The organism is Terasakiella sp. SH-1 (assembly GCF_004564135.1).
Taxonomy (GTDB): Bacteria; Pseudomonadota; Alphaproteobacteria; order Rhodospirillales; family Terasakiellaceae; genus Terasakiella.
The window spans coordinates 976,733-1,001,627 of sequence record NZ_CP038255.1 but is presented as its reverse complement, the minus strand read 5'-3'; the positions used below and the strand labels follow the sequence as shown (position 1 = coordinate 1,001,627).

The window sequence follows — 24,895 nt, the reverse complement described above, 5'->3', positions numbered from 1 at the left end:
CCTCCTAAAACTTTTTAACGCTGGCTGACCCACCACGCAGGACTTGAACACTGCGGGACGCGCCACCTTGTTTTTTGCGTTTTTGTGCCATTTTTTGTAAATAGAAGTTCAACTGTTTATCGGTGGTCAGGCTGAGTTGCTCTTTGATTTCCATAGGCTGTGTAAAGGCAATTTTGTGGTCAAAACCGGATGGTTGAACCTCAGCCAAGACCAGCTCTTCATCAGCCAAACTTCGCAAACTTAAAGACAGTTTGCCCATCTGGGTTGCTAATGAGACAATCTCCGCCTGCTTAGGTGTCACTTCCAAAGTGGCGCTTTTGGCAACACGAGCCTGACCTTCGGCCTGCACAGCAGACTGGTCCTTGCCAATCACACGTACATCTTTCAGCAAGGTTTCGGTAAAGCGCATTTTGCCTTCGCCAACTTTTTGCGTAATGGTCAGCAATAAGTCCACCTGATCACCGGGAAAGATAAAGCCACCAACCCCGGATATTGCACTTAATGGCACAGTCACCGCCCGCATGCCCGGAGCCAGAACAGCAGCCATAAAGCCTTGTTCCCCTTTACGGACCAAGGCTGCGGGCAATACGGGCTGGCCTGCAGGAATACGGGTGCGAATAACAGAACCAACCAGATCATCCATAGATACCGCGCCTTTTTGCAACATCCGCTCCCCAAGGGCATTATCGGGCCAGTCTTGCCAAGTGAGTTTTTCTTTCAAGACAAAGGTCCCGGCCAACAGGTCGGTTTTGGCAACCAGAACTTTTTTGTGCCCAACTTTTTTGACAGGCGTTGTCTTGGGAACGGAAGCCATAATTTCTGCACGTTCAGAAGCCAGCCAGTTCTGCGCCATCATCGCGGTACCAGCTGCGGTGCTCAGGGCCATAATCAGTAAAATGATGATGCGAATAGACATGGCAAACCTCCTTCTGCCTTACAGCATGAACATTCGATAAGCGGCAAAAACACCACCTGCACAAATCGCCACCCCATACGGCAGCTTATCGGTCAGGATTTTTTCCTGTGCACGCATCAAGCCCATATGCACACAGACATAAGCGGTACTGTGACGAACAGGGGCCGACAGCATGAAAAGGGACATAGCCCCGCCCACCAAAGCCATCCCCAGCAAAAACGGGATCAACCCCACAGGGCCAACCCACAAGGCTGTTAACGTGATAAGTTTCACATCCCCCCCGCCCATAATGCCAAGGCTGAACAGCCCCAGACCCATCAGAAAAAACAGGCTGGCAATGCCGAAACTCCACCCCAGATAAACCTCAAACGGAGCAGTCAAAACATACAGAGGGTAGAGCCCTATCAGAGCCAGTGAAATAAAGTTCGGAATACGGTAATCATCGAGATCCTCAATCGCTGCGACGAGAAGAAGTGCGACAAAAGCCGAAACAAATAAATTATTTAAGATAACCAAGCTCATAACGACACCCATAAAAAGGTATTTTTAAATCTTAATTATATTAAAACATATAACTACATGTATTCATGTGACAACAATCACAACATTATAAATATTAAACAATAAAAAAGGGCGCTAAATGCGCCCTTTGCTTTACTTACATTACAAATCCAACTTAACCGCCAGATGTATCGGTTGATGTTGTTGTATCAGTAGATGTTGAATCTGTTGACGTTGTATCGGATGTCCCGATTGCATTATTAAGGTCTGTAGAAACCCTTGTAAATGCACCACTTAGACTTTGCCCTGTTAACTGCATCGCTGTAATTGCGATAACGGAGATCAAAGCGGCAATCAAGCCATATTCGATTGCAGTTGCACCAGACTCGTCGTTCCAGATATTTTTAACAGTTGTAAACATGACTTTTCTCCTTGGTGAATACTCATAAAATGTTTTAATCAACTGTTTATATTAAGCACCTATTTGATTATTTATTCTGTGACAACAATCACATGCATTAAATTTATTTAAACTTTATTTGTGACTACCATCACACTACGTGTATTTACCTAACCTTCTCAACAGGTTAGAAAAACAAAAAAATCATATTTTCGGGATTTAATTTGTGGGACCAAGACCGTTTGACATCTGAGTCGCCATAAAAGACGGAAAGGTAAATTCAGACGGCATCCCTAAGAAGCCTCCGACGACCATTAAAGGGCGTGTCAAGCCACTGACCTCAAGCTTGACCAAAGGAATGATTCCCCCCGGCGTCGTTGGATCCCCAAGCCCGCTATCACTATAGATTATACGAACATGCTCAGGCAGGATTGCAGGCTGGATCGCCTGCATCAAATCCAGCATTGTCGCAAAGGCCCCCACATTTGCCCCAGTACCACTGGAACAACTGACCACAGCACCTGCATTTGCACTACAATTTACAACAGAGCCCCTTTGAAAAGCAGATAAATCCGCAACAGGTTGTTCGATGGCAATATGTCGTGTCGCCCGCCGCGTTGCCTCCCCTGTTCGGTGCCATTCAAAAAGCAAGGTCGAAACCTCAACGACACCAAGAGATATCAACACCAGAAAAGGCAAAAGCAGGGCAAAGGCTGGCACCATCGCCCCGTTCTCATCCCTCAACATATGTCGTTTAATTATCCACATAAGCTTGCTCATGACTGAGAACGATGTTGAAATCATCCAGCCCGACCATTGTGGCAAGTTCAGGGATCATAGGATTAAATGGAACGCTGGCCGTTAGGCGGATCACAGGAATAGATGCCTCACCCAGATCAAAATAAGACTGCGCAATATCAAGGCGTGAAGACTCCTGCGCCCAACCCGATACAAGGTAATGCCCGGTGCCATCAGCTGTCCCGGTCTTAACCAGATTTTCAATTACAGCCACCGTATCAAGCGCTGTCGGGTTTTCAACGCGTGCGGCATAAACAGCAGCAGCACGCATGGCTTTTTCCACCGCATTGGCCTGTACAAAGGCGCGCCCCATTTCCGTCAAGCCAATAAACAACAGCAGCATAAAGGGAATGATGGCGGCAAATTCTACCACCGTATCTCCTTTTTCTGAGCGTCTGAATTTATTTAACAAGTCGAACATTTGCATGAAAATCCGGTGTTACAGTGAGTGATAAAGGTCGCACAATTTCACCATAAATAGCCCCGGCCGGAGCATCTGGCACGGCCTCAGTGATAAACATTTCCAAATACTTGCCTTGGGACGGATAGTTATGAGATCCACGCACCCCTTCTGCAATACATTGCAAGATTGCCACCTGTACAACCCGACGAAGCGCACCATTTGATGCCACCGTCCCTGAGGGCACACCATCATAAGCTGGATCATTTGGGTGTGTTTCAGAAACAGGGATAGCCGCAGCGGGTGGATCAATCTGTTCAAATCCACTGGGCAACGGTGAACCATCTAACGGATAAAGGGTTTGCGCCCCGTTTTTGGCATAACTCACCCCAATTTCATACAAATAAACCTGATAGCGTGTAGCATTCAGCAGCTCATCAGGTAAAGGCGTTGCGTGTTTCTCATTCCAGTAAGTTGCCAAATCCCATACCCCATCGCCCATTCGTGTCTCAACACCAGATAAAACATCTTCATCTTGTGGATAGCTAATAACGTTTGGGGCTGGAAAATCCCATTTGGTTTCATATTCAAAACGGGCATTCATCCCACTTTGAATTTTATTGGTTTTCACCCCCGGTGCCGTACCCAATTCCAGACCATAACAATCTTGTGGCTGGATAGCAGCCAGAGCAGCCTCCAAGGAATTGGCACCGATAGACCCATCGGGCAAGGCCAGCAAACCATAATTCCCAGGTGCCCAGGCATCCCCACCCTGGGCAGGCTTCAACACAACCTGACGACCAATTACATCATTAGAAGACAGGTTAATGGAGGGATCATTTTCCCCCAGGTCACAAATCATCAAAGGCGGCGCATGACACATAAAAGGATCGGGCTGGGCCACCGCCTGTGCATCATAGCTGCTTGTTCCTGATAAAGAGGTTGATGCCGCCGTAAAAAACATATTCTCAATAGATTGCGGGGCCATGGTGACATGAATGAATTTTGCATTTTCATCCGTATCGGCCAACACATAGGAAGGACTGACTTCCTGATAGAAAGCCACGGACTGGACATTTAATTCACCACGGCTTTGCGTTAAGTTTGAAGATTGGGAAATGGCATTCATCGCCATCTGTGTTGCGCGATCACGTGCGCCCTCACGCCCATCTAGCTGCGCGGCACCAGCCAAGGCCCCCGCATCCGCCCGATTTTGCAATTGTGTCTTTAAAACTGTGGCCCGCCCCGTATCAATCACCAACGCCCCTAATCCCAGTGCAATAACGCAAAAGCCAGCCATATACACAGAAACACTGCCCCGTTCATCCCTGAGCACACAGCGGGTCAAATGATCAAATATGTTTTGCATCTTTGACATGGCTTTCTTCCCTTTCAACAAAAGTCCCGGTTTAGGACTCCGTCTATTTAAAGGGTATGTTAAAAAAGTCTCAAATGCTGTGATTGCTATCACTTGCCCCATTCTTGACCTTTTTCACCGCTAAGCTTGGGCACAATAAATGATTAATAAAAGGAAGTCTCATGCGCCTTGCCCGCCTTTGTAGCTTTTTCATCGCCCTGACGCTCAGCACCCCGGCCCTGGCCGATAGCTACAATGACCTGTCCGACAATATTCGTGCCTATCGTAACCTGACCAATACACCTACAGCCCCGGATGTTGAATTCACCACACAGGATGGCCAAACCGTCAGCCTTGCCGATTTCAAGGGCAAGACCATTCTTCTAAACCTGTGGGCAACATGGTGCCCGCCCTGTATTCGTGAAATGCCTGCCCTCAATGCCCTTGCCAAAGAATTCAAGGACCATGATTTTGTTGTACTTGCAGTGGCAACCGGACGCCAAGGCCGTGAAAAGCCCGATGCATTTCTGGAAAAACGCAACCTGACCGATATGATTTCCCTACATGACCCAAAACAGAATTTTCTGCGTATGATGGAAATTAACAGCCTGCCCGTCACCTTTATCATTGATAAAGAAGGGCGCATGCGTGGCGGCGTCATCGGCATGACCAAATGGGACACGGACAAAGCAAAAATCGCGCTAAAAAAAGCGATTACGCAGTAAAACCTGTCATTTACTTTCCCTCTGGCTGCCTCTTACTACAAAAAGCTCCTTCAAAGAAAAGCCAAGTTCTGCTAAATAACTACGAGTTGAACTGTGAAGAGTTGTAAAATTAGGCATGTCCCTCCCCTATATTGTCATATTAGATGATAGTCGGACCGCACGATTATTTTTAACGAAAGTCATTCGTCGCGTTCTACCGGACCACCCAATCCTGGAGGCTGAAAACCGCGCACAGGGGATGGACTTACTACATAAACATGAAGTCGGTTTGATCATGTTGGACCATCAACTCGCCGACGAAACAGGGCTTGATTTCCTCAAAGAAAAAAACAGTTTTGAGAATTTCAAGCTCATTCCAACCCTCGTCATGACAGGTGAGGAATATGACGACGAACTGGTCAGCTATTATCTACGGGAGAATGCCCATGATTTTTTGCAAAAGAAATTACAACCCTTAATCATGGAAGCCCGATTGCTGCGTGCGATTGAAATTTACACCATCCAAAAACGCCGCCGTGACCTTATATCTGAACTAAGTGCTTTAAAGAATAAGCAGGAAAACCTGCTGGCAAATACCTTGCCTGAAAAAGTATATTCTGAACTCATTCAAACAGACCGTTTCCGCCCCATTATAACGGAAAACTCAGTCATTATTTTTGCAGATGTCTGTGATTTTACACGCTATACAACAGATCATACGGCTGCAAAGCTGGTAAAGAATCTAAACCGACTTATCAACCGTTTTGAAGGCATTACCCAACGCTACGGGCTTGAAAAAATTAAAACAATTGGTGATGCCTATATGGCGGTCGGTGGCGTCTTGGAAGAGAGTTACGAGCTTGAAAAGGTTATTGAAGCCTGCTTCCAAATGATCCGAGAAACCCGCGAATTGGAAATCGGCTGGGAAGTCAAAATTGGCTTAGCCGCAGGCCCCATCGTTGGTGGTATCATTGGCGCAACACGCATTCAATTTGATGTCTGGGGCGATACGGTTAATATGGCTGCGCGTCTCTGCAGCGCATCAAAACCGGGCATGCTCGCCCTTCCAAAAGAACTTTTAAATCAGCTTGAAACCCCACCTAAAAACACAGAAACCCTTGAAGTCGCTTTAAAAGGGATTGGAAATGCTGAAATTGCTTTGTTTGGCCCTACCCTTGAAGAAGAGACAAAAGATATTTCACGCGCAAGCTAAGAACCTCTATTTTGTCACACACCGACCATAAAAAAGGGTGAGCAGATTAACCGCTCACCCTTTTCATTTGCTATCAACTTTGCCTTAACGCGCAGAAGAATAACCGATGGTCTGCAAGGCTTCGTCGATTTCCGGCAGGATCGCCGGGTCGTCGATTGTTGCAGGCATTTTGTACTCTTTACAGTCCGCAATCGCTTGCATGGTGCCACGCAGGATTTTACCAGACCGTGTTTTCGGCAAACGTTCAACCACAACACATTTTTTGAAGGCTGCAACAGCACCGATTTTCTCGCGTACCATTTTTACAACTTCAGCAACAATGTCATCATGCGCTTTTTCAACACCGGACTTCAGAACGATAAAGCCAACCGGGTTTTGACCCTTAAGCTTGTCATCAGCCCCGATAACCGCACATTCAGCTACATCCGGGTGTGCAGAAAGAACTTCTTCCATGCCACCTGTGGAAAGACGGTGGCCCGCCACGTTAATGATATCGTCGGTACGCGCCATGATGGACACATAACCGTCTTCATCAATGATACCCGCATCAGCCGTTGCGTAGAAACCCGGGAATTCTTCCAGATATTTAGACTTATAAAGGTCGTCTTTTTCCCACAGTGTCGGCAGTGTGCCTGGTGGCAAAGGCAGCTTACAAACGATCGCACCAATGGTGTTGGCCCCAACCGGGTGACCGGCATCATCAAGAACCTGTACGTCCCACCCCGGCATCGGCTTGGTCGGTGAGCCCGGCTTGACTTCAAATTCATGCAGACCCAGCGGGTTGGCACAAATCGCCCAGCCAGTTTCTGTCTGCCACCAGTGATCGACAACCGGCTTTTTCAGGATATCTTGTGCCCATTGCAGGGTATCCGGGTCTGTACGTTCACCTGCCAGATACAGGGCTTTCAGACAGGATGTGTCATATTTCTTGAGGAATTCCGCATTCGGGTCATCACGCTTGATCGCACGGAAAGCCGTCGGTGCAGTAAACAGAACACGAATATTGTATTCTTCGATCATACGCCAGAATGTACCCGCATCCGGTGTACCCACAGGCTTACCTTCGAAGATGACTGTTGTACACCCATGCAGCAGCGGACCGTATACGATGTAAGAGTGACCAACAACCCACCCCACGTCAGAGGCTGCCCAGTAGACATCCCCCGGCTCTACATTATAAAGGGCGCTCATGTTGTATTTCAATGCAACCATGTGTCCGCCATTATCACGAACAACACCTTTGGGCTGTCCTGTTGTGCCTGATGTATAAAGGATATAAAGCGGGTCAGTTGCAGCAACAGGCACACAATCAGCAGGTTCTGCTTTAGCCATTTCTGTTTCGTAATCGAAGTCGTAGCCGTCTTTCAGCTCGGCTTCAGCTTCTTCACGCGCTACGATCACTGTTGCCACCGGCTTGTGATCAGACAGTTCAATCGCACCATCCAAAAGCGGTTTATAAGCAATCACGCGGCCAGGCTCGATCCCGCAAGAGGCTGAAACAATTACCTTTGGCTTGGCATCATTGATACGTACAGCCAATTCGTTAGAGGCAAAACCACCAAATACAACAGAGTGAACCGCACCCAAACGTGCAACGGCCAACATGGCAATGGCTGCTTCTGTAATCATCGGCATATAGATGATCACACGGTCGCCTTTGGTCACGCCACGTGCTTTCAACACACCTGCGAAACGAGAGACTTTGTCTTTCAGTTCATTATATGTCAGCTTGCTTTTACGCCCCGTGATCGGGCTGTCATAAATAATCGCGTCTTGTTCACCGCGACCTTCTTCAACATGACGGTCAACAGCGTTGTAACAGGTGTTACATTCTGCACCCGCAAACCAGCGATAAAGCGGTGCATTGGACTCATCCAATACTTTATCCCACTTTTTATCCCATTTGATTTCTTCAGCAGCTTTTGCCCAGAACTCTTCCGGGTTTTCCATAGATTCTTTATATGCTTCTTCGTACCGATTGGTCATAACGTCCCCAATTTCCAAGCGATTTTCCCAAATGTGAGCCTGAGGAAATTCCCTCTCCTTCAAACTGGGGAGAAAGTCTGCCTGAAAATGTGAAAAAATAAAAGTGTTAATTTGGTATTACTTTACCGATTTATGTATTCTTTATGATCTTTCAACATGTTCCAAAGCATAAAAATTTCAAAAAAAAAGGGCCTTACTTACTTTTTTTTACATTCCTACGCGCATTTTGGTATTTCGTGCGCGCACGCTTGCTGGTATGAATCGTCTCAATGAATTTTGACACTAGGGACTTTGACACCATGGAAAACATCTATGATATGCATCTGGAGAAAAATGCAGCCAATTATGAGCCGCTTTCTCCACTTTCTTTCATCAAACGTACCGCGATGGTTTACCCTGATCGCCCCTCAGTGATCCATGGTGACAAGACTTTCACCTGGAAAGAAACATATGAACGCTCTGTTCGTCTGGCTTCTGCCCTGTCCAAACTGGGCATTGAGAAAGGCGACACCGTTGCCATCATGGGCAACAACACACCAGAAACATACGAAGCACATTTTGGTGTGCCCATGTGCGGGGCTGTTCTCAACACCTTGAATATCCGCCTGGATGCCGAAGCCATTGCCTTTATCCTGCAACATGGTGAAGCCAAGGTTCTGTTCACAGATCGCGAATTTTCCGATATCACCAAGGCAGCCGTGGCACGCCTTGAGCGCAAGCCCATCGTCATTGACATTGACGACCCGCTGGCCGAAGGCGGCGAGCTGATCGGTCAGGAAGATTACGAACATTTCATTTCCAAAGGCGACATTGAATATGACTGGTCCGGCCCGGCCGATGAATGGGATGCGATTTCGCTGAACTACACATCCGGTACGACAGGCAACCCGAAAGGCGTTGTGTACCACCACCGAGGTGCCTATCTGAACGCCATTGGCAATGCCCTTGACTGGAATATGCAACAACATCCGGTTTACCTGTGGACCCTGCCCATGTTCCACTGCAACGGCTGGTGCTTTGCCTGGACACTGGCCGCCAAGGCCGGGACAAACATCTGCCTGCGTAAAGTCAATGCGAAAAACATCTATGCCGCCATTGATGAACATAAAGTCACCAATTTCTGTGGTGCCCCAATCGTGCTGTCTTTTGTTATCAATGCGAGCGAAGAAGAAAAGAAACCGTTTGATCATAAATGTTCCATCATGACAGCAGCGGCCCCACCGCCAGCGTCTGTTTTGAAAGCGATTCAGGACGAAGGCTTTGATGTGACCCATGCTTACGGCCTGACAGAGACATATGGTCCGGCTGTCTTCTGTGCATGGAAAGAAGAATGGAACGAACTGCCGATTGAACGCCAAGCTTACCAGAAAGCCCGCCAAGGCGTGCGCTATACGCTGGAAGAAGGTCTGATGATTGCAGATTCTGAAACCACAACGGAACTGCCTTGGGATGGCGAAACCATGGGCGAAGTTTGCTTCCGTGGGAACATTGTCATGAAGGGGTATCTGAAAAACCCGACGGCGACAGATGAATCTTTCAAAGGCGGCTGGTTCCATTCCGGTGACTTGGGCGTCAAACACCCTGATGGCTATATTCAGCTGAAAGACCGCTCTAAAGACATCATCATTTCCGGTGGGGAAAACATCTCTTCCATCGAAGTGGAAGATACGCTTTATCGTCACCCGGATGTCTCTGCCGCAGCTGTGGTTGCCAAACCGGATGAAAAATGGGGGGAAACGCCCGCAGCCTTTATCGAGCTGAAACCGGGCACAACCACAACAGAAGAAGATATTATCAAGCACTGTCGTGACAATCTGGCCCACTACAAATGCCCACGCACCGTGATCTTCCAGGAACTGCCGAAAACATCGACAGGTAAAATCCAGAAATTCATCCTGCGCGATGGTTTGAGAAAAGAAGCAGGCGAGATGTAAGTCTCACCGACCCTCACCAAACAGAAAGCCCCGCTGATAAATTTCAGCGGGGCTTTTCTTATTGTGTCTTTCGCATCCTCCTCCTACATGAAGAGGAGGATGACAAATCGTCACTTATGCATCACGCACACTGGACAAGAACGTATCAACACTGTTTTTCAGGTTATCACTTTCTTCCGTCAGCGATGCTGCGGCATCCAGTAGTTCCTGTGCCGTCTGGCCAGTATGGCCTGCCGCAGTGGTGACAGAGGTAATATTACCAGAAATCTCGCTCGCGCCTTCAGAAACCTGATAGATATTCTGGGCAATCTCACCTGTGGCAGCACTTTGTTCTTCAACGGCACTGGCAATGGTTGTTGCCAGTTCATTGACACGTTCCATCGTACCAGCAATTCCTTGAATAGCATGTACTGCACCAGATGTTTCATTCTGGATTGCCTGAATTTGTGCAGCAATTTCTTCGGTGGCCCGCCCGGTCTGCCCGGCCAGGTTTTTCACCTCGCTGGCAACAACGGCAAAACCTTTGCCCGCTTCACCAGCACGCGCAGATTCAATCGTGGCGTTCAAGGCCAACAAGTTGGTCTGATCGGCAATATCGTTGATCAATTTCAAAACTTCACCAATTTTTGTCGCGCTATCGGCAAGACCGACCACTTTTTGATTGGCTTCATTCACTTCTTCAACCGCTGACGTCAACAAAGTCGAAGACTGTGTCACCTGATGGGCAATTTCCTGAATAGAGGCCGAGAGCTGTTCACTGGCCGCAGAAACCGTCTCCACATTAGAGGATGCCTGCTGGGCGACACTGGCAACAGATGTACTTTGTTGCTTGGTCTGTTCAGCATTTGCCATCAAATTGGTTGAAGACCCGTTTAAAGTACTGACCGCATTCGTCACCTTACCCAAAACATGGGAAACCTGATTATCAAAGGAAGTCGTCAGCTGTGCAATCTTTTCCTGACGTTCCTGACGCTTGGCAACTTCGGCATGTTCCTGCTGTGCCAATCGACGACGATCTGTGGCAGCCTCTTTCCAATATTGCACACCGCGTGACAAATCACCGATTTCATCCTGACGGTCCTGTGCAGGCACATCAACATCCAAATCCCCATTGGCAAGGCTGGACATAGAACGTGTCAAACGGCGAATGGGTGTCGCCACATTATTCCCCATGTAAAAGGCAATAAAGGACAGAACAGCACCAAGTAAAATAATCAAGGTTGTCAGGATCACAGAAAAATCGGACCAACGGCCAAGTGAATTTGAAATATCCACATCAACCTGCAAAATCCCGCGTACATCTCCCAGCTTCCAGTCATTTTTAGGGGTGTCCGCACGTTTGTTGTGACAAGTCACACATGCCTGAGCCACCATTTTATCGGCAATGGCAACCTGTACGAAATCTTTATCCCCCACCCTTTTGATCTGATGCATGACCTGATCAGGGTTTTTCGACAGTTCATCCCAGGCACGGGCCTGAAACGCATCAAGCTGACGAGAAGATCGGTTTGGAAACGGGTATTTGGAATAAAGGTTGATATACAACCCTTCCTTTTTCAAACGTTTTGCCAAATCATGGATCATGGTCGCAGGCAATGGGACCTTGCCCTCAACACCAGCATGGTCAATAGACGGCTTTAAAGCACCGCTTCCCAGTACTTTTTTAATGACATTTTGCGTATAATACGCCCGAATGGTCTTAAATTCTTTGACGGTTGATTCTGCATGTTCAACCGCATCACTTACAGCCGTCTCTTCAACCAGACTGGTTGTGTAAAACCAGATACCGATAACCGCAATAAGCGTGAAGACAGGCACAGGAAGCACAAGCTTCCATCTTAAACTGTTCATATTAATCTACCCCTTCAAAGTGCCCCAGGAGCCAGAACCTAGGTACTTCTACTGATTTCAGCCCGTTTCTTAGAAACTATTTTTCTTTTTTTCAACTCATAAGATCATAAATACAAAAAGCATTCGCATTACTACAAAAGTATAAAATGTACATACTTTAGAATTATAAAAATATTGATAATAATTCTTAATCGCTTAATAAATAAGAAGGAAGTATATAAAAAGCCCCTGCTCTTAAGAAGAGTCAGGGGCTTATTGACGACTTTTCGTCTCAATCCTCATAGATAAAAGGATTCTATAATTCAACAGTTATGAAATCTGTTTTGCGCACTAGAGCGTGTCGCGTATAGGTAGGTTCACTTTCACGCTTCATAGAAAAGGTATGGGTAGAAACCTTACATGCGGCGGTGTCATTCACCGCAAATGGAAGGTGCCGCCCTCCATACCTTTTCTATGAAGCGCCTTCGGTGATGTGTCTTTTTGTCTTGTGTCGCGTCAAATTGTTTGACCGATGCCCCGCATCGCTCTGCACAAGTTTCCTAACTCAAGACAAAAATTCACATCATGAAATGAACCTACCTATACGCGACACGCTCTAACGCAGTATTATTGTGTAGCCAAAGTGCTGATTTCGTCTTTGACTTTCAATTTCTGTCGTTTGAGATCGTGTATGAGCGCGTCGTCGGGGTGAGGTCTGACCTCCTCTTTTTCAATTTTTCCTGCAAGTTCTGCGTGCTTGGTTTTAAGAGATTCGATACGGTCTATTACGCTCATGCGAACAACCTCCCTTATGTCAGTTTTTAGAAGTTTTTATGATACATAAAATTAATGGAAAATTCCACTACTCACTTGGATAATATTATTTCAATCTCCAAGACAAATCCCAAGCCCGCGCGCGGTGTGAACCATCGTACCTGCAACATCAATATTATTATAGCGCGTCACCACATCATCCAGTGCCACATCCACCACCTCGCGATGTTGCCAGGCAACCATCCGATTGGTCTTGCCTTGTGCCATCAAGTCAACGGCACTCACCCCAAAGGCAGAAGCAATGACCCGATCGCGCATGGCTGGCGTACCACCGCGTTGTAAATGCCCCAAAACCGTGACGCGAGTATCTGCCCCTGTCAGTTGAGCAATTTGATCGCCAATCACATGGCCCACACCGCCGTAATTCATCTTGCCTTCTTCATTGGCATGCATCACCTTTTTACCTTCCGGCGTCTTAATCGCTTCTGAAACAACAACCAAGGCATGGGTGCGTTGTTCTCCTTCATAAACCTGACGGATTTTTTCTGCGACCATTTCCATATCATGAGGAATTTCCGGCACCAAAATCACATCAGCCCCCCCTGCAATCCCGGCATGAAGCGCAATATGGCCGGCATCGCGGCCCATGACCTCCAACACCATAACGCGATGGTGGCTGGCTGCGGTTGGCAATAACCGGTCCAGCGCATCGACGGCAACATTGACCGCCGTGGTAAAGCCGATGGTAAATTCCGTACAGGCCACATCATTATCAATCGTCTTGGGAATGCCGATAAAAGGTATATCGCCAAGCTCACACAAACGATTAAGAATCTTCATTGACCCGTCACCGCCAATACCGATCAACCCATCCAGATTCAAACTTTTAAAGCCTGCAACAAATTCTGCCGAACGATCTTTCACCTGCCCGTCGGGCATTTTAAAGGCAAAGGGATTCCCCTTGGTCGAAGCCCCGAGAAAAGTTCCCCCCTGACGCAACAAAATCCCACCAAAGGTCTGTTTATCCAGAATTTCAGCTTCAACGGGTTCAGAAATCAGACCCAGCGTTCCGTTACGTATTCCGACGACTTCCCAGTCGTATCCATCAATGGCCCGACGCGTCACTGCACGAATAGCAGCATTCAACCCGGCACAGTCCCCCCCGCTGGTGAGAATGCCAATACGTTTTTTACTCATCTTGTTTCCTTTTTTGTTCTTTAGAGCCGTTTCTATGGTATGATCCCAGCCACTGAGTTTCAATAAGATCATAACAAGCTGGGAAAACCATGCCCGAAAACCGTGAACTGGAAATCAAACTCGCTGTCTTGCAAACTGAACACCGCGACCTAGATGATGTGATCAGTCGCCTCATTGAAAATCCACCTTATGACCAGTTACAGCTCCAACGCTTAAAAAAGAAAAAGCTGACACTGAAAGATCAGATTGCCAAAATAGAAGCATTACTGGTCCCAGATATCATAGCCTGACAAAACGGCGATGCAGATCCTTGTCGGTCTCATGTAAGATTGTGTCAATTTCTTCTGTCAGATGCAGACTGTGAAGCCCATAAGCGACCTCCACATCCAGAATATGGGCTCCATGCATAATTGGACCACGTTTCACCAGATTTTCTAAATGACGGACTTTTTCCAGTGCATGTTTCACATCACTAAGAGCCATCACAATCCCAAACCCATCCCCGCCAAGTGTCCCAACTCGATCGGTTTCACGCAACTGAGGCTGCAAAATTTGGGCAGTTTCGCGAATAACCGTTTCCCCGGCCAGCAAACCAAAGCGTTTTTTGATTTCCGCAAAATTTCTGATCTGAAAATAAATGAACGTCGCCTGCGCCCCACTGCGTTGGGTTTGCGCTGCAATCACCGCAACCTCGCGCATCAGAGCATGACGCGTCAACACTGGTAAATCCATGTGCTTATCCAAGGTGGCTGACAGTTTTTGTTCAAAATGTTGGGTCATGGAAAGCTCTTCACGCAGCTCTTCCACTTCTTCCATCAAGGAACTAATGGCTTCTGTCACCGCCGGTGTCAGTTCATCCTGCGGAATATTCATAAAGCTGGTCACATCATTGATATTGCGCTTGGGTGCGGGGTATTTGCGCTTCCCTGTAAAGCGACCACCACCATAAGAGGGGCGATGCTTGCTTTGGTCTTGCTCGTTCCCAATATAATGGCGCAGTGCATCGGTTGGTTTAATATCGTCTACAGGCATGACCGCCTCACAACCATTCTTTATCCAGTACCTTTATAGTATACTGTAAAGATTGACCTTTTCCTAACTCAAAGCAAAAAACTTGCGATTCTCTACTATATCCATATAATACGCCCCTTTTTTAAGGTCGTAATCGAAGGAAAAAGCGATGGACAGTGCAACACCTTGTGTCGGGATTATTATGGGCAGCCAATCAGATTGGCCGACAATGAAACTTGCCGCTGACATGTTGGAAGAAATGGGCGTTTCTTATGAAAAGCGCATTGTTTCTGCACACCGCACACCACAACGTCTTTATGATTATGCCACCAACGCCAAAGCACGCGGTATTCAAGTAATTATCGCCGGTGCTGGTGGGGCTGCGCATCTGCCGGGTATGGCCGCAGCCATGACGCCGCTGCCCGTACTGGGTGTTCCGGTTAAAAGCCGTGCCTTAAACGGCATTGACAGCCTCTATTCCATCGCACAAATGCCGGGCGGTGTTCCGGTTGGGACATTGGCTATTGGCGATGCCGGGGCGAAAAACGCAGGCATCATGGCCGCCAGCATCATCGCCTTACAAGATGAAGGGGTTGCCGCCAAACTCGATGATTTCCGCGCCCGCCAGACAGCCTCTGTTGCAGAAGAGCCTGTTGACCAATAAGGATTGGGGTAAAAACCATGAACGCACCTAAACAACTGCCACCGGGCAGCACCATCGGAATTATCGGAAACGGCCAGCTGGGTCGCATGACTGCACTGGCAGCAGCCCGTCTGGGCTATATGTGTCATGTCTTTGGTCCCTGCGAAGACAGCCCAGCTGAACAGGTCGCCCATAAGGCCACTGTGGCAGAATATGATGATCGTGAAGCCCTGATTGCTTTTGCCGATGCCTGTGATGTGGTGACGTTTGAATTTGAAAACATCCCCCATGAAAGCGTACAGCTGCTGACCGAACATGTGGACGTTCGTCCGGGCTGGAACTGCCTGCATATCTCGCAAGACCGCCTCATTGAAAAGACCTTCATTAATGAATGCGGTATTGCCACAGCACCGTTTAAGGCAGTGAACTCGCTGGCTGATCTGGAAAAAGCTGTTGAAGAACTGGGCCGTCCCAGCATTTTGAAAACAACCCGCATGGGCTATGACGGGAAAGGTCAGGCCCTGATCCGCCCGGAAACGGATTTAGCAACCGCTTATGATTCCATGGCCGGGGCACCGTCTGTTCTGGAAGGCTTTGTTGATTTCCAACGCGAGATTTCCGTCATTGTCGCGCGCAGTGCCTGCGGCCAATGGACGGCGTTTGAACCTGCTGAAAACGTCCATGTGGATGGTATTCTGGATACCTCTAGCGTCCCTGCCCATATCCCTGATGGGCTGATTGAAGAAGCAGTGCGTATTGCAGTCACCCTGGCAGAAAAAATGGAAATCATTGGCTTGCTCGCCGTTGAAATGTTCCACACACGCGATGACCAGCTGGTCGTCAATGAAGTTGCCCCGCGCCCGCATAACTCTGGTCACTGGACACAGGATGCCTGTTATTCTGATCAGTTTGAACAGTTTGTACGTGCCGTCTGCGGCCTACCACTTGGCTCTGTTGAACGGCGCAATGATCTGGTGATGAAAAACCTCATTGGTTTTGACGTGGAAAAATGGCCCGATTACCTCAACGAGCCCAATGCCAAACTTCACCTCTATGGTAAAGCCTCCACGCGACGGGGGCGTAAAATGGGCCATGTCAATTTGGTCTACCCACTTGGTGAGCTACCCAAAAAATAAAACGAAAATGCGCCCCTGTAAAAAACAGGGGCCTTTTCATTTCTGCCCTTTTTCAATCCACATCATCAACACATAAGCCGTCATTGCCAGCACAGTGAAGCCTGCAATCATGGGCATCAGCGTCTGATCATAGAACTGCCCAATGACAGTCCCCAAACTCATGGAAATAAAAGTCGTCCCAGCCCCAATGATGGAAGACGCAATCCCGGCAATATGCCCCATGGGCTCCATAGCCATCGCGTTGGCATTACCAAACAAAATGCCCATAAAGAAAAAGATCACCATCATTGCCCCCATAAATAAAACAAAGGGTGCATGACCATCAAACATCAGCAGGTAAGTCAAAAAGGACCCGCTTGCGGCAATCATCAAGGCCAAAGCCCCTTGCATTAAAGGCCGCATGCCATATTTCATTACGATCTTGCCGTTCACCAAAGAAGATGCCCCCACGGCCAAAGCGAGAATAGCGAAATAAAGCGGAAACATCTCATCAATGCCATACACATCAAGGTAAACCTGCTTCGCCATATTGAGGTAAGAAACCAGCGCCGCAAACGCCAGCCCCCCCACAATCATATAGCCCACAGATATTCTATTTTTTAAAACCTCTAAAGCCCCACGCAAGATATTGGCGAAAGAAAAAGGAATACGCCTGTCCTTGGGCAGGGTTTCTGGCTGTCGCAAATACAGCCAGACCAAATTCACACAAGCCAACAAGGCAAACAGGTAAAAGATGCTCTGCCAATCCGCATAGATCAACATCCCAGCCCCAAAACTTGGGGCCAATGCCGGCATTAAAATGAAGATGGTAATGACAAAGGACATAATCCGTGCCATCGCCCGTCCGCTATATTGATCCCGCACAAACGCAATGGAAATGGTTCGTGGCCCCGCCACACCAAACCCTTGCAAAAACCGCCCCGCCAACATGGTTTCAAAATCCGCTGCAAAAGCAGAAATCAACGAGCCGATGATAAACAAGACCAAGCCAATATAGGTCGCTGGTTTACGCCCGATAGAATCAGATAACGGCCCATAAAACAATTGCCCAACCGCCATGCCTAAAAACAATACACCGATAATCAGCTGTACCTGATTAGGGTCTTCAATGGCAAAGGCATCACCAATCGCCAAAAAGGCAGGCAAAATGGCATCAATCGCCAATGCGACCAACGACATAAGAAACGCCATCAAAGCAATAAATTCACCAGTTTTTTGCTGTGTTTGGTTCATGATTTCACGCCTTTCAGGATTGATATAAGGCTTATATACATGTCTCTTCATGCACAGACTGTGAAACAGTTCACCTACAGCTATAGGGCCAAATGATTTTCGTATTGGCGGGAATAGTCCTTCCCCCCTCCAACAGCACCGGGATCATAACGGCTTTTTCATCCTCTGGCAGGGCCTTCACCTCAGCAGAAAGAAACGGTTCTTTCTGCCTGTAAAAGGCATAAGGGTCCAGCCAATAGCCTTCTTTGGGCAAGATCGTATCGTTTTCTTCCCCAAACTGACGGTGAGCACTATAGAACATGGCCAGATGAATGGCTGGTCGGCGTGATTTTGATTGTGCCCCACTGCCTTTTTTCCCTCGTGCACTGATCCCGCTATTTCCCGTCGGACCAATAATATCCCCCATGGCAAGGCGCTGACCGGGCTTAAAATCCGGCAAACGGTCCAAATGTCCATAAGCACTGTAGGTCCACATAGGGAGTCCGGTATCTTCCGGACTATGACGCACAATGACCTCATAGCCCCGTTTGGACTGGTGGGCCTGATACATATTGACCACAGCCCCTGAGGCCACCACCCGCATCGGCTCCCCCCACGGAACAGGAATATCAATACCGCCATGAAACGAGTCACGATTACGTTTATAGCTGTAATTCATCGCCCAATAATCATCAACGCCGGGGCAATCAACACCTTTGGGGAATACCGGTCCTGTCCCTGTTTCCAGTAACCCCCGCCGGATTTGTTCAGCCGTTCCACAATGTTTGGCGCGCCCAAGACCACAGATCACATCTGCACCTAACTCATCACGCGACACCCGGTCAGTTGCAATGGAAGGATCAATCTTTGAGCTATAAGGCGTCATATTTTCTGGTGGCCAGTCATAATCGCGATTTTGATGACCTTGATAAATGCCCCGAACCTCATCAATTGTGAGGTACCCATCGCCATTTTGATCCAGCTTTTCAAAATTGCCGCGACGTTTCCATTCTTCACGGCTGATTTGGTCATCGCGATTTGCATCCATATGGCGAAAATCACGTTTTACCCGGTCTTTTTTAAAAAAGGCAGACGCCTCTCCACTCAACAGTGAAGCCGCCAAAACAAAGAGCAGAGAGCCAAATGTTTTCTGTCCCATCACCATTTCAGCCCCCTTTGATAATCATCCGTTATCTTTTCATCAGGCCAACAGAATGACCGTGCCCGGTCAGTTTACAGACCATATCCTCAATTTTACCGAAAATATTCTTGCGGGTTTTCACCGCTGAAATCACATCCATCAAACGACGACGATAAAACAGGATAGTCTCTTCTGCCCCGTCAGACTCATCATTGAGCCAATAGACCATCGTTGCAGAATAGACTGCGGCCAGCGATGCCCGTTTGGTATAGAAGTTAAAATCCACTGACTCATCACCACAGCACCACCACATTTCATCCACCGCATCCCAAACGACCTTGATCCCTTCCGGGGCATGTTGTGGTAAGGCATAGTGAGACATGGCCTTGCGCACAGCTTCGCGATAAGGGGCCTCAATCTCCAGACGAATGCGCATGGCTGTTTCAAGGCGATGACCGATCCCCATATTTTCAAGATCGATACCTTCCAGTTTTTCAGCCATCTGACGATTGATATATGTGGCAAAATGGGCCAGCACATCATTCATCCCATAGGGAAATGCACGCACAGCCATAGATGCATCATACCCGGCCTCAACAGCACCATCTTCAAGCGCACGATCTGTCCAGCCATCAAACACAACATTGGGCAATGTTGCCAAAAGAATTTCGTCTTTAATCTTGATATCCTGCATGCGCTTATTCCTGTTTCATCGCTTTTTGCATTTCTTCAACATAACCGAATGTAGCGAGATCGTCCATACGTTGCGGATAGAGAATTCCGTCCAAATGATCACATTCATGCTGTACGACACGGGCATGAAATCCTGTGGCTTCGCGTTCAATGATTTCACCATCCAGACCAACACCACGATAGCGAATATGAGCAGGGCGTTTGACTTTTCCCGTCATCTCAGGCAGGGACAGGCACCCCTCAAAAGCTTCTTCTATTTCAGGGCCGAGTACTTCAACTTCCGGGTTAATCAACACGGTCAGGCCAATTTCCTGATCCTGTGCATCACGCCCGCGTGGCACATGGAAGATCACCACACGCAAAGGCACATGCACTTGCGGGGCGGCCAATCCGGCACCATTGGCATCTTTCATGGTTTCAATCATGTCTTCTACTAAAACTTTGATCTCCAGCGCTTGCGGGTCTGCAACAGGTTCGGCATATTGGCGCAAGACCGGATGGCCCATACGGGCAATTTTCAGGATCATGAGAACAACCTGCTTGTTAATAATGTCTTGTTAGGGTCAGGACCTATTAATTTATTTAGCCCATCTCTAGCTGCTTGATATCAGCCCTTGAAAGCGGGATCAATCCAGAAACTCGTCCAACACCTGCATCAAATTGGGAATATCAATCGGTTTGGTCAAATAGCGGTCAAACCCGGCTTCCATCCCTCCCTTAATGGATGCAGGCATGGCATCTGCGCTAATCGCTAAAACCGGGACATGTCTGGTTTTTTCATTCTTTTTCAGGTGCTGTAATGCTTCGCTTCCACTCATTCCCGGCAAATTAATATCCAGCAAGATCAAGTCCGGAATATTTTCTTCAGCCAGCGACAGGCCAATTTCAGCAGTATGAGCAGAAATCATATCAAGACTGGGAATGCAATCGACAATACTTTCCATCAAAGACAAATTGGATGGATTATCTTCCACATAAAGAAGCGTGTGTTTTCCAGCTGGAGCACACACAGGCATCCCTTCCACCGGCTGGGCTGTCGGTAAAATCGAAACGGGGGAAGGCTGGCGTGAAACCAGAGGCAAATCAATCCAGAACGTACTGCCTTTTTTATATTCGCTTTCAAAACCGACAGTCCCGCCCATTTCTTCAATCAGCTTCTTGGTAAAAACGAGACCAATGCCTGTGCCTTCCACTTTATTATCCGTCCCCCCCAAGCGTTGAAAGGGTTGAAACAACAAACGCTGGTCTTCCTTGGCAATACCCATTCCGGTGTCACGCACGCTGATGCGGATAAGTGTATCACGGGGGTAGCTGACATCAATCCAGACCATCCCTTCAGCCCGATTATATTTGCTGGCATTGGATAACAGATTTAACAAAGCCTGCTTCACCCGCAAGGCATCCACACGCACCAAGGGCAAATCACCTTCGCTACGATCAACAATGGTGACATCATATTTAGACGCAAACGCCTTGGCATAGGGCAAGCAATCCTCAATTAAGCTGCGAGGACTGATTTTTTCCATGCTAAAGGTCAACTTACCAGCCTCAATCTTCGCAAGGTCGAGAATTTCATTAATCAATTGAAGCAGATGCTCCCCCCCTTTGCGAATATGATGAAGATGCTTAAGCTGCACATCCATCAAATTCCCCTCAACATTTCCTTCCAACAACTGGGTAAAGCCCAAAATGGCGTTCAAGGGGGTGCGTAGTTCATGACTCATGCTGGATAGAAAGTCAGATTTCGCCTGATTGGCTTTTTCCGCCATATCCTTGGCTTTCTGTAGAGTTTCCTGTGCCTTGACCTTATCGGTCACATTTGCCCCGGCACCGAGGTAGCCTTCAAATTCACCATCCCCATTGAAGATGGGTTTTCCCTTAATTTCCAAACATGTATCCCCTTGCGTGGGGGCAGACACCCAATAGCGGATTTCAAATGGGCGATGATTTTCCAAATCTTCGCGATGTTTTTTCCATTTTTCACCATCTTCATTCAGCCTGACTTGCTCTTCGGCAAATTGAATTCGGCTTTTCCCGATCACTTTGCCAGAATCAATCCCCGTTACATCCAGAAAACGGTCTGACAAAAAAGTAAAACGATGGTCTTTATCGGTTTCCCAAAACCAGTCAGAGGCACTTTCTGCAATTTTACGAAAACGTTCTTCGCTTTTTTTCAATTCAGCGGTGCGTTCGTCCACCAGTTCCTGCAACTGAACATGATGGCGTTGCAGCTTTTCTTCGGCCTTTCTTTTTTGCGTGATATCAATCACCACACTTTGAATGGCGGCTTGACCATTCCATTCGATCTCGCGGTTCAAGGAGTGTAGCGTCAGAACAGTGCCATCTTTTTTACGGTAATCGGCTTCATATTCATCTGCGTGATTGGCCCATAATCCATGAACGCGCTCAACCTCTTGGGGCAGCAACAGGCTGTCCACATTGTTATGGCGTAAAAACTCATTGGCGGTGCGATAGCCAAACATCCGCGCCATGGCCTCATTGGCAAAAAGAATTTGCTGATTGGTATGGATATAAATCCCCTGAATGGACCCTTCGACCAGATTTTTGAAATTCAGCTCAGCCCGTCTATGATCCGTGATATCCTGCCCGGTCCCGCGATAGCCAAGGAATTCCCCTTCCTCACTGAAAAAAGGCGATCCATTCAAACGTAAATAACGCACTCCCGTATCGGGCCGTAACCACATCACTTCAAAAGCATAAAAGGGACGATGAGCATCCAAGGCGGACAAATGCGCCTGCCAATAATCATTATTGGTATCGTGACTGCCCCCATAAAGTTCCTTGCGGGTCTGACCCAAAATTTCATCGGGTCGCAAGCCCAAAATTTCTTCCAACTTTCCACTTAAATAGGTAAAGCGATGCTCACGGTCCGTTTCCCAGAACCAGTCCGCAGCAATATCAAGAAAGCTTTCATAGCGTTCAATCCGGGTTTTATCCCCAATTTTGGAAATTTGGTCCTGTATCTTTGAATGCAGTAAAGATGCGAAATCTTCAATGGCTTGGGGCCTGCCGGAAATGATCAACTCCCCCTGCCAGTAACTTTCCATCTTATAGGTTGCCGATTGCTGCGCCTCATCCAGCGTGGCCCCCTTGCTCACAACAATATCTCGCTGCTGTTTGTCGCTAAGAAGAATATCCACCCCAAAAGCTGCACACAGCTGATCACAGTAGCGTTGCAAGCTTTCAATATCTTCCTGGGATAATTCCATATAAGAATGCCCTTGGTTAAATCCTAAATAAAATTATAGCAGAAATTATTGACGAAACCCGCGATAATTACAAAATAACAACAGGATTGATTGAATCCCCTTTACCGATTTTGAATCATATGGTATGGACCGTTTCCCTTTCACAAAAGTGAAAAGGAATGGGCATATGGCCCAGTTATGTTTTTTTAGAAGGAGGCCCTGACCATCGTACAGGTAGTAGTTCGCGACAATAATGTCGACCAGGCACTGAAAGCACTGAAAAAGAAAATGCAGCGTGAAGGCGTATTCCGTGAAATGAAACTTCGCCGTCACTATGAAAAGCCGTCTGAGAAAAAAGCACGTGAAGACGCTGAAGCTGTACGTCGCGCACGTAAGCTTGAGCGCAAGCGTCTGGAGCGTGAAGGCTTCTAAATACCCCTGCCCGACCTTCTTTGTCGGGATGTGTATTTGACTTTTTTTTCACAAACAATCCGCAATGCCTGATGGGTTGTTTGATATATACTACTTGAAAGGTGGTGATGTGGGCGTTTGTGGTTCGAATTTCGAATCGCACCTCATATACCCTTCAAAAAAGGTGAAGCGCTTGAAACAGCGGCTTCGCCTTTTTTATTTTCTCAATATTGAAATTACGTATCGGATGTCATCCATTCCTTATACGCCTGATCTGCTGTGAGAATGTGATTCAGTAACCAGTCTCGTAAAAAATCATGGACATTCTGGCTGATCGCATGGTGATTGCTGCTTTCTTGCTGAAAGCTTTCTTTCGCAGCCTCCAGCCAGTCGCGAAATTCATGATGCTGGCGAATATGAGGCTCTAGATCAGGGTAAGCATTTTCTGCCAGCTTATCTTCCTCATCAGAGAAATGTTCTTCCACATAAGTGTCCAGTTTTTCAAAAATAACGCTGACCGTACTCACATCCAAATCCCGGTCTTCAAGACGATCAATCAGGCTAAACAAATTCTGGTGCTGGCGATCAATTTCAGCATCACCAACACTATAACTCTCCTGCCATTTTAAGCGGGTCATACATATCCCTCAGATTGTTTTTCTTCCAGAATATCTATACCACTCTCCAAAGAGCACATCCTTGATACTGCTCAAGCTCAGAGCCTGACCCGAAAGTATTTATTGCTTTTCATAGCCTTATGTTTGTTCGTCAGTAGAAAAGATTTGTGCGGTGATGCTGGAGGCATCATAAGCAAACCTTGACGCCCTGATGGGCGAACATAAGGCTACCCTTTGGGTCAGACTCTCAGATTGAAGAAAAGATATCCTGCATGGAAATAACCTTGGCATAATCTTCATTCAACACCCCCAAGGCCAACAGGTGCACATCTTCGCCATTCCATAAACGCCCGCTTAAATCTGTCTGATCCGCCGCTGCACAGGCATCACTCACCACATAGGTTTCAAATTTAAGACCTGAGGCATGACGCACGGTTGCATCCACGGCCTTATGGGTATGTGCCCCACAAATAACCAGTTGTTCACACCCATCCATGCGCAACATGGACCCCAGCGCCGAATTTAAAAAGGCACTGGCATATTCTTTCCCAACCACGGGTTCCCCTGCCACAGGAGCTGTTTTTTCAATAAACTCACAGGAAGGCGACAGGCTGAAATACGGAGATGCTGGCTCATGAGATGTATGTTTAACGTGGAAAACAGGCCAGTGACGTGCCCGCCACAGGGTTAGAAGATCAAGAATTTGCATCTCAAAATCAGGATTACTTAAGGCTCCCATATCCGGCTCATACAGCGCTTGTTGCGCATCCACAATCACGAGGGCCGTTTTCTCAGATAATTCCATTCTTATT

Annotated in this window: 25 protein-coding genes; 7 read left to right on the top strand and 18 right to left on the bottom strand. The window is 47.6% G+C overall.

The features are described 5' to 3' along the window. Positions 1-4 precede the first annotated feature (4 nt). The 6 genes from cpaB to E4K71_RS04600 all read right to left on the bottom strand — a co-directional run bounded on the left by cpaB (position 5) and on the right by E4K71_RS04600 (position 4,393). Positions 5-916 carry a Flp pilus assembly protein CpaB gene (cpaB, locus tag E4K71_RS04625; protein WP_135077220.1) on the bottom strand — a complete coding sequence of 304 codons (912 nt, stop codon included), beginning with the start codon at positions 914-916 and terminating at the stop codon, positions 5-7. A gap of 18 nt (positions 917-934) precedes the next feature. Beyond that, complete coding sequence (locus E4K71_RS04620; protein WP_167730285.1) at positions 935-1,438, bottom strand: prepilin peptidase; 504 nt, start codon at positions 1,436-1,438, stop codon at positions 935-937. A 154-nt stretch (positions 1,439-1,592) separates the two neighbouring features. Beyond that, the gene (locus E4K71_RS18340) at positions 1,593-1,838 is read right to left on the bottom strand and encodes a Flp family type IVb pilin (protein ID WP_135077216.1); all 246 of its coding nucleotides are present in this window, start codon (positions 1,836-1,838) and stop codon (positions 1,593-1,595) included. Between the two features lie 198 nt (positions 1,839-2,036). Continuing rightward, on the bottom strand, positions 2,037-2,585 hold the full coding sequence (locus tag E4K71_RS04610) for a TadE/TadG family type IV pilus assembly protein (protein WP_135077214.1): 549 nt from the start codon (positions 2,583-2,585) through the stop codon (positions 2,037-2,039). After that, a complete protein-coding gene (locus tag E4K71_RS04605) occupies positions 2,572-2,988 on the bottom strand; it encodes a TadE family protein (protein ID WP_167730281.1) in 417 nt (138 codons plus the stop codon). Before E4K71_RS04605 ends, E4K71_RS04610 begins: the two co-directional genes overlap by 14 nt. A gap of 28 nt (positions 2,989-3,016) precedes the next feature. Then, a complete protein-coding gene (locus E4K71_RS04600) occupies positions 3,017-4,393 on the bottom strand; it encodes a pilus assembly protein TadG-related protein (RefSeq protein WP_167730279.1) in 1,377 nt (458 codons plus the stop codon). A gap of 161 nt (positions 4,394-4,554) precedes the next feature. Here E4K71_RS04600 and E4K71_RS04595 point away from each other — a divergent pair, with 161 nt between their 5' ends. Together E4K71_RS04595 and E4K71_RS04590 are read left to right on the top strand one after the other, a co-directional pair. Then, positions 4,555-5,097, top strand: coding sequence for a TlpA family protein disulfide reductase (locus tag E4K71_RS04595; protein WP_135077208.1), 543 nt, complete (start codon positions 4,555-4,557; stop codon positions 5,095-5,097). 115 nt (positions 5,098-5,212) lie between these two features. Then, a complete protein-coding gene (locus E4K71_RS04590; RefSeq protein ID WP_135077206.1) occupies positions 5,213-6,289 on the top strand; it encodes an adenylate/guanylate cyclase domain-containing protein in 1,077 nt (358 codons plus the stop codon). 84 nt (positions 6,290-6,373) lie between these two features. Here E4K71_RS04590 and E4K71_RS04585 read toward each other — a convergent pair whose 3' ends face one another. Next, positions 6,374-8,275: a propionyl-CoA synthetase gene (locus tag E4K71_RS04585; RefSeq protein WP_240796873.1), complete on the bottom strand. Its 1,902-nt coding sequence runs from the start codon at positions 8,273-8,275 to the stop codon at positions 6,374-6,376. Between the two features lie 299 nt (positions 8,276-8,574). Here E4K71_RS04585 and E4K71_RS04580 point away from each other — a divergent pair, with 299 nt between their 5' ends. After that, a complete protein-coding gene (locus E4K71_RS04580; protein ID WP_135077202.1) occupies positions 8,575-10,209 on the top strand; it encodes an acyl-CoA synthetase in 1,635 nt (544 codons plus the stop codon). Positions 10,210-10,323: 114 nt separating this feature from the next. Here the strand turns inward: E4K71_RS04580 and E4K71_RS04575 are convergent, their stop codons facing one another. The 3 genes from E4K71_RS04575 to E4K71_RS04565 form a co-directional block, all read right to left on the bottom strand. Continuing rightward, positions 10,324-12,060 (bottom strand): methyl-accepting chemotaxis protein, encoded by a 1,737-nt coding sequence (locus E4K71_RS04575; protein WP_135077200.1) that lies wholly within the window; start codon positions 12,058-12,060, stop codon positions 10,324-10,326. 606 nt (positions 12,061-12,666) lie between these two features. Beyond that, the gene (locus E4K71_RS04570; protein ID WP_135077198.1) at positions 12,667-12,834 is read right to left on the bottom strand and encodes a YdcH family protein; all 168 of its coding nucleotides are present in this window, start codon (positions 12,832-12,834) and stop codon (positions 12,667-12,669) included. Positions 12,835-12,924: 90 nt separating this feature from the next. Then, a complete protein-coding gene (locus E4K71_RS04565; RefSeq protein WP_135077196.1) occupies positions 12,925-14,010 on the bottom strand; it encodes an ATP-dependent 6-phosphofructokinase in 1,086 nt (361 codons plus the stop codon). 89 nt (positions 14,011-14,099) lie between these two features. On the opposite strand from E4K71_RS04565, the gene E4K71_RS04560 reads away from it, so the two are divergent. Further along, a complete protein-coding gene (locus E4K71_RS04560) occupies positions 14,100-14,300 on the top strand; it encodes a DUF465 domain-containing protein (RefSeq protein ID WP_135077194.1) in 201 nt (66 codons plus the stop codon). On the opposite strand, the gene E4K71_RS04555 is transcribed toward E4K71_RS04560, so the two are convergent. Next, the gene (locus E4K71_RS04555; protein WP_135077192.1) at positions 14,290-15,042 is read right to left on the bottom strand and encodes a diguanylate cyclase; all 753 of its coding nucleotides are present in this window, start codon (positions 15,040-15,042) and stop codon (positions 14,290-14,292) included. The two genes, E4K71_RS04560 and E4K71_RS04555, sit on opposite strands and share 11 nt — an antisense overlap. A gap of 148 nt (positions 15,043-15,190) precedes the next feature. Between E4K71_RS04555 and purE the strand changes: the two genes are divergently transcribed. Both purE and E4K71_RS04545 read left to right on the top strand, forming a co-directional pair. Further along, positions 15,191-15,685, top strand: coding sequence for a 5-(carboxyamino)imidazole ribonucleotide mutase (gene purE, locus E4K71_RS04550; RefSeq protein ID WP_135077190.1), 495 nt, complete (start codon positions 15,191-15,193; stop codon positions 15,683-15,685). 17 nt (positions 15,686-15,702) lie between these two features. Beyond that, positions 15,703-16,800 carry a 5-(carboxyamino)imidazole ribonucleotide synthase gene (locus E4K71_RS04545; protein WP_135077188.1) on the top strand — a complete coding sequence of 366 codons (1,098 nt, stop codon included), beginning with the start codon at positions 15,703-15,705 and terminating at the stop codon, positions 16,798-16,800. A 36-nt stretch (positions 16,801-16,836) separates the two neighbouring features. Here the strand turns inward: E4K71_RS04545 and E4K71_RS04540 are convergent, their stop codons facing one another. From E4K71_RS04540 to E4K71_RS04520, 5 genes are all read right to left on the bottom strand, one after another. After that, complete coding sequence (locus E4K71_RS04540) at positions 16,837-18,033, bottom strand: multidrug effflux MFS transporter (protein ID WP_167730277.1); 1,197 nt, start codon at positions 18,031-18,033, stop codon at positions 16,837-16,839. A gap of 70 nt (positions 18,034-18,103) precedes the next feature. Continuing rightward, complete coding sequence (locus E4K71_RS04535; RefSeq protein WP_167730274.1) at positions 18,104-19,171, bottom strand: peptidoglycan DD-metalloendopeptidase family protein; 1,068 nt, start codon at positions 19,169-19,171, stop codon at positions 18,104-18,106. A gap of 31 nt (positions 19,172-19,202) precedes the next feature. Further along, complete coding sequence (locus tag E4K71_RS04530) at positions 19,203-19,847, bottom strand: COQ9 family protein (RefSeq protein WP_135077182.1); 645 nt, start codon at positions 19,845-19,847, stop codon at positions 19,203-19,205. A 4-nt stretch (positions 19,848-19,851) separates the two neighbouring features. Then, positions 19,852-20,373, bottom strand: coding sequence for a peptide deformylase (def, locus tag E4K71_RS04525; RefSeq protein ID WP_135077180.1), 522 nt, complete (start codon positions 20,371-20,373; stop codon positions 19,852-19,854). 99 nt (positions 20,374-20,472) lie between these two features. Beyond that, the gene (locus E4K71_RS04520; protein ID WP_135077178.1) at positions 20,473-23,076 is read right to left on the bottom strand and encodes a PAS domain-containing hybrid sensor histidine kinase/response regulator; all 2,604 of its coding nucleotides are present in this window, start codon (positions 23,074-23,076) and stop codon (positions 20,473-20,475) included. 267 nt (positions 23,077-23,343) lie between these two features. Here E4K71_RS04520 and rpsU point away from each other — a divergent pair, with 267 nt between their 5' ends. Further along, a complete protein-coding gene (rpsU, locus tag E4K71_RS04515; RefSeq protein ID WP_069186507.1) occupies positions 23,344-23,487 on the top strand; it encodes a 30S ribosomal protein S21 in 144 nt (47 codons plus the stop codon). A gap of 215 nt (positions 23,488-23,702) precedes the next feature. Here rpsU and E4K71_RS04510 read toward each other — a convergent pair whose 3' ends face one another. Both E4K71_RS04510 and E4K71_RS04505 read right to left on the bottom strand, forming a co-directional pair. Next, positions 23,703-24,104, bottom strand: coding sequence for a bacteriohemerythrin (locus E4K71_RS04510; protein ID WP_135077176.1), 402 nt, complete (start codon positions 24,102-24,104; stop codon positions 23,703-23,705). Positions 24,105-24,330: 226 nt separating this feature from the next. After that, complete coding sequence (locus E4K71_RS04505; protein ID WP_135077173.1) at positions 24,331-24,888, bottom strand: cysteine hydrolase family protein; 558 nt, start codon at positions 24,886-24,888, stop codon at positions 24,331-24,333. Between the last annotated feature and the right edge of the window lie 7 nt (positions 24,889-24,895).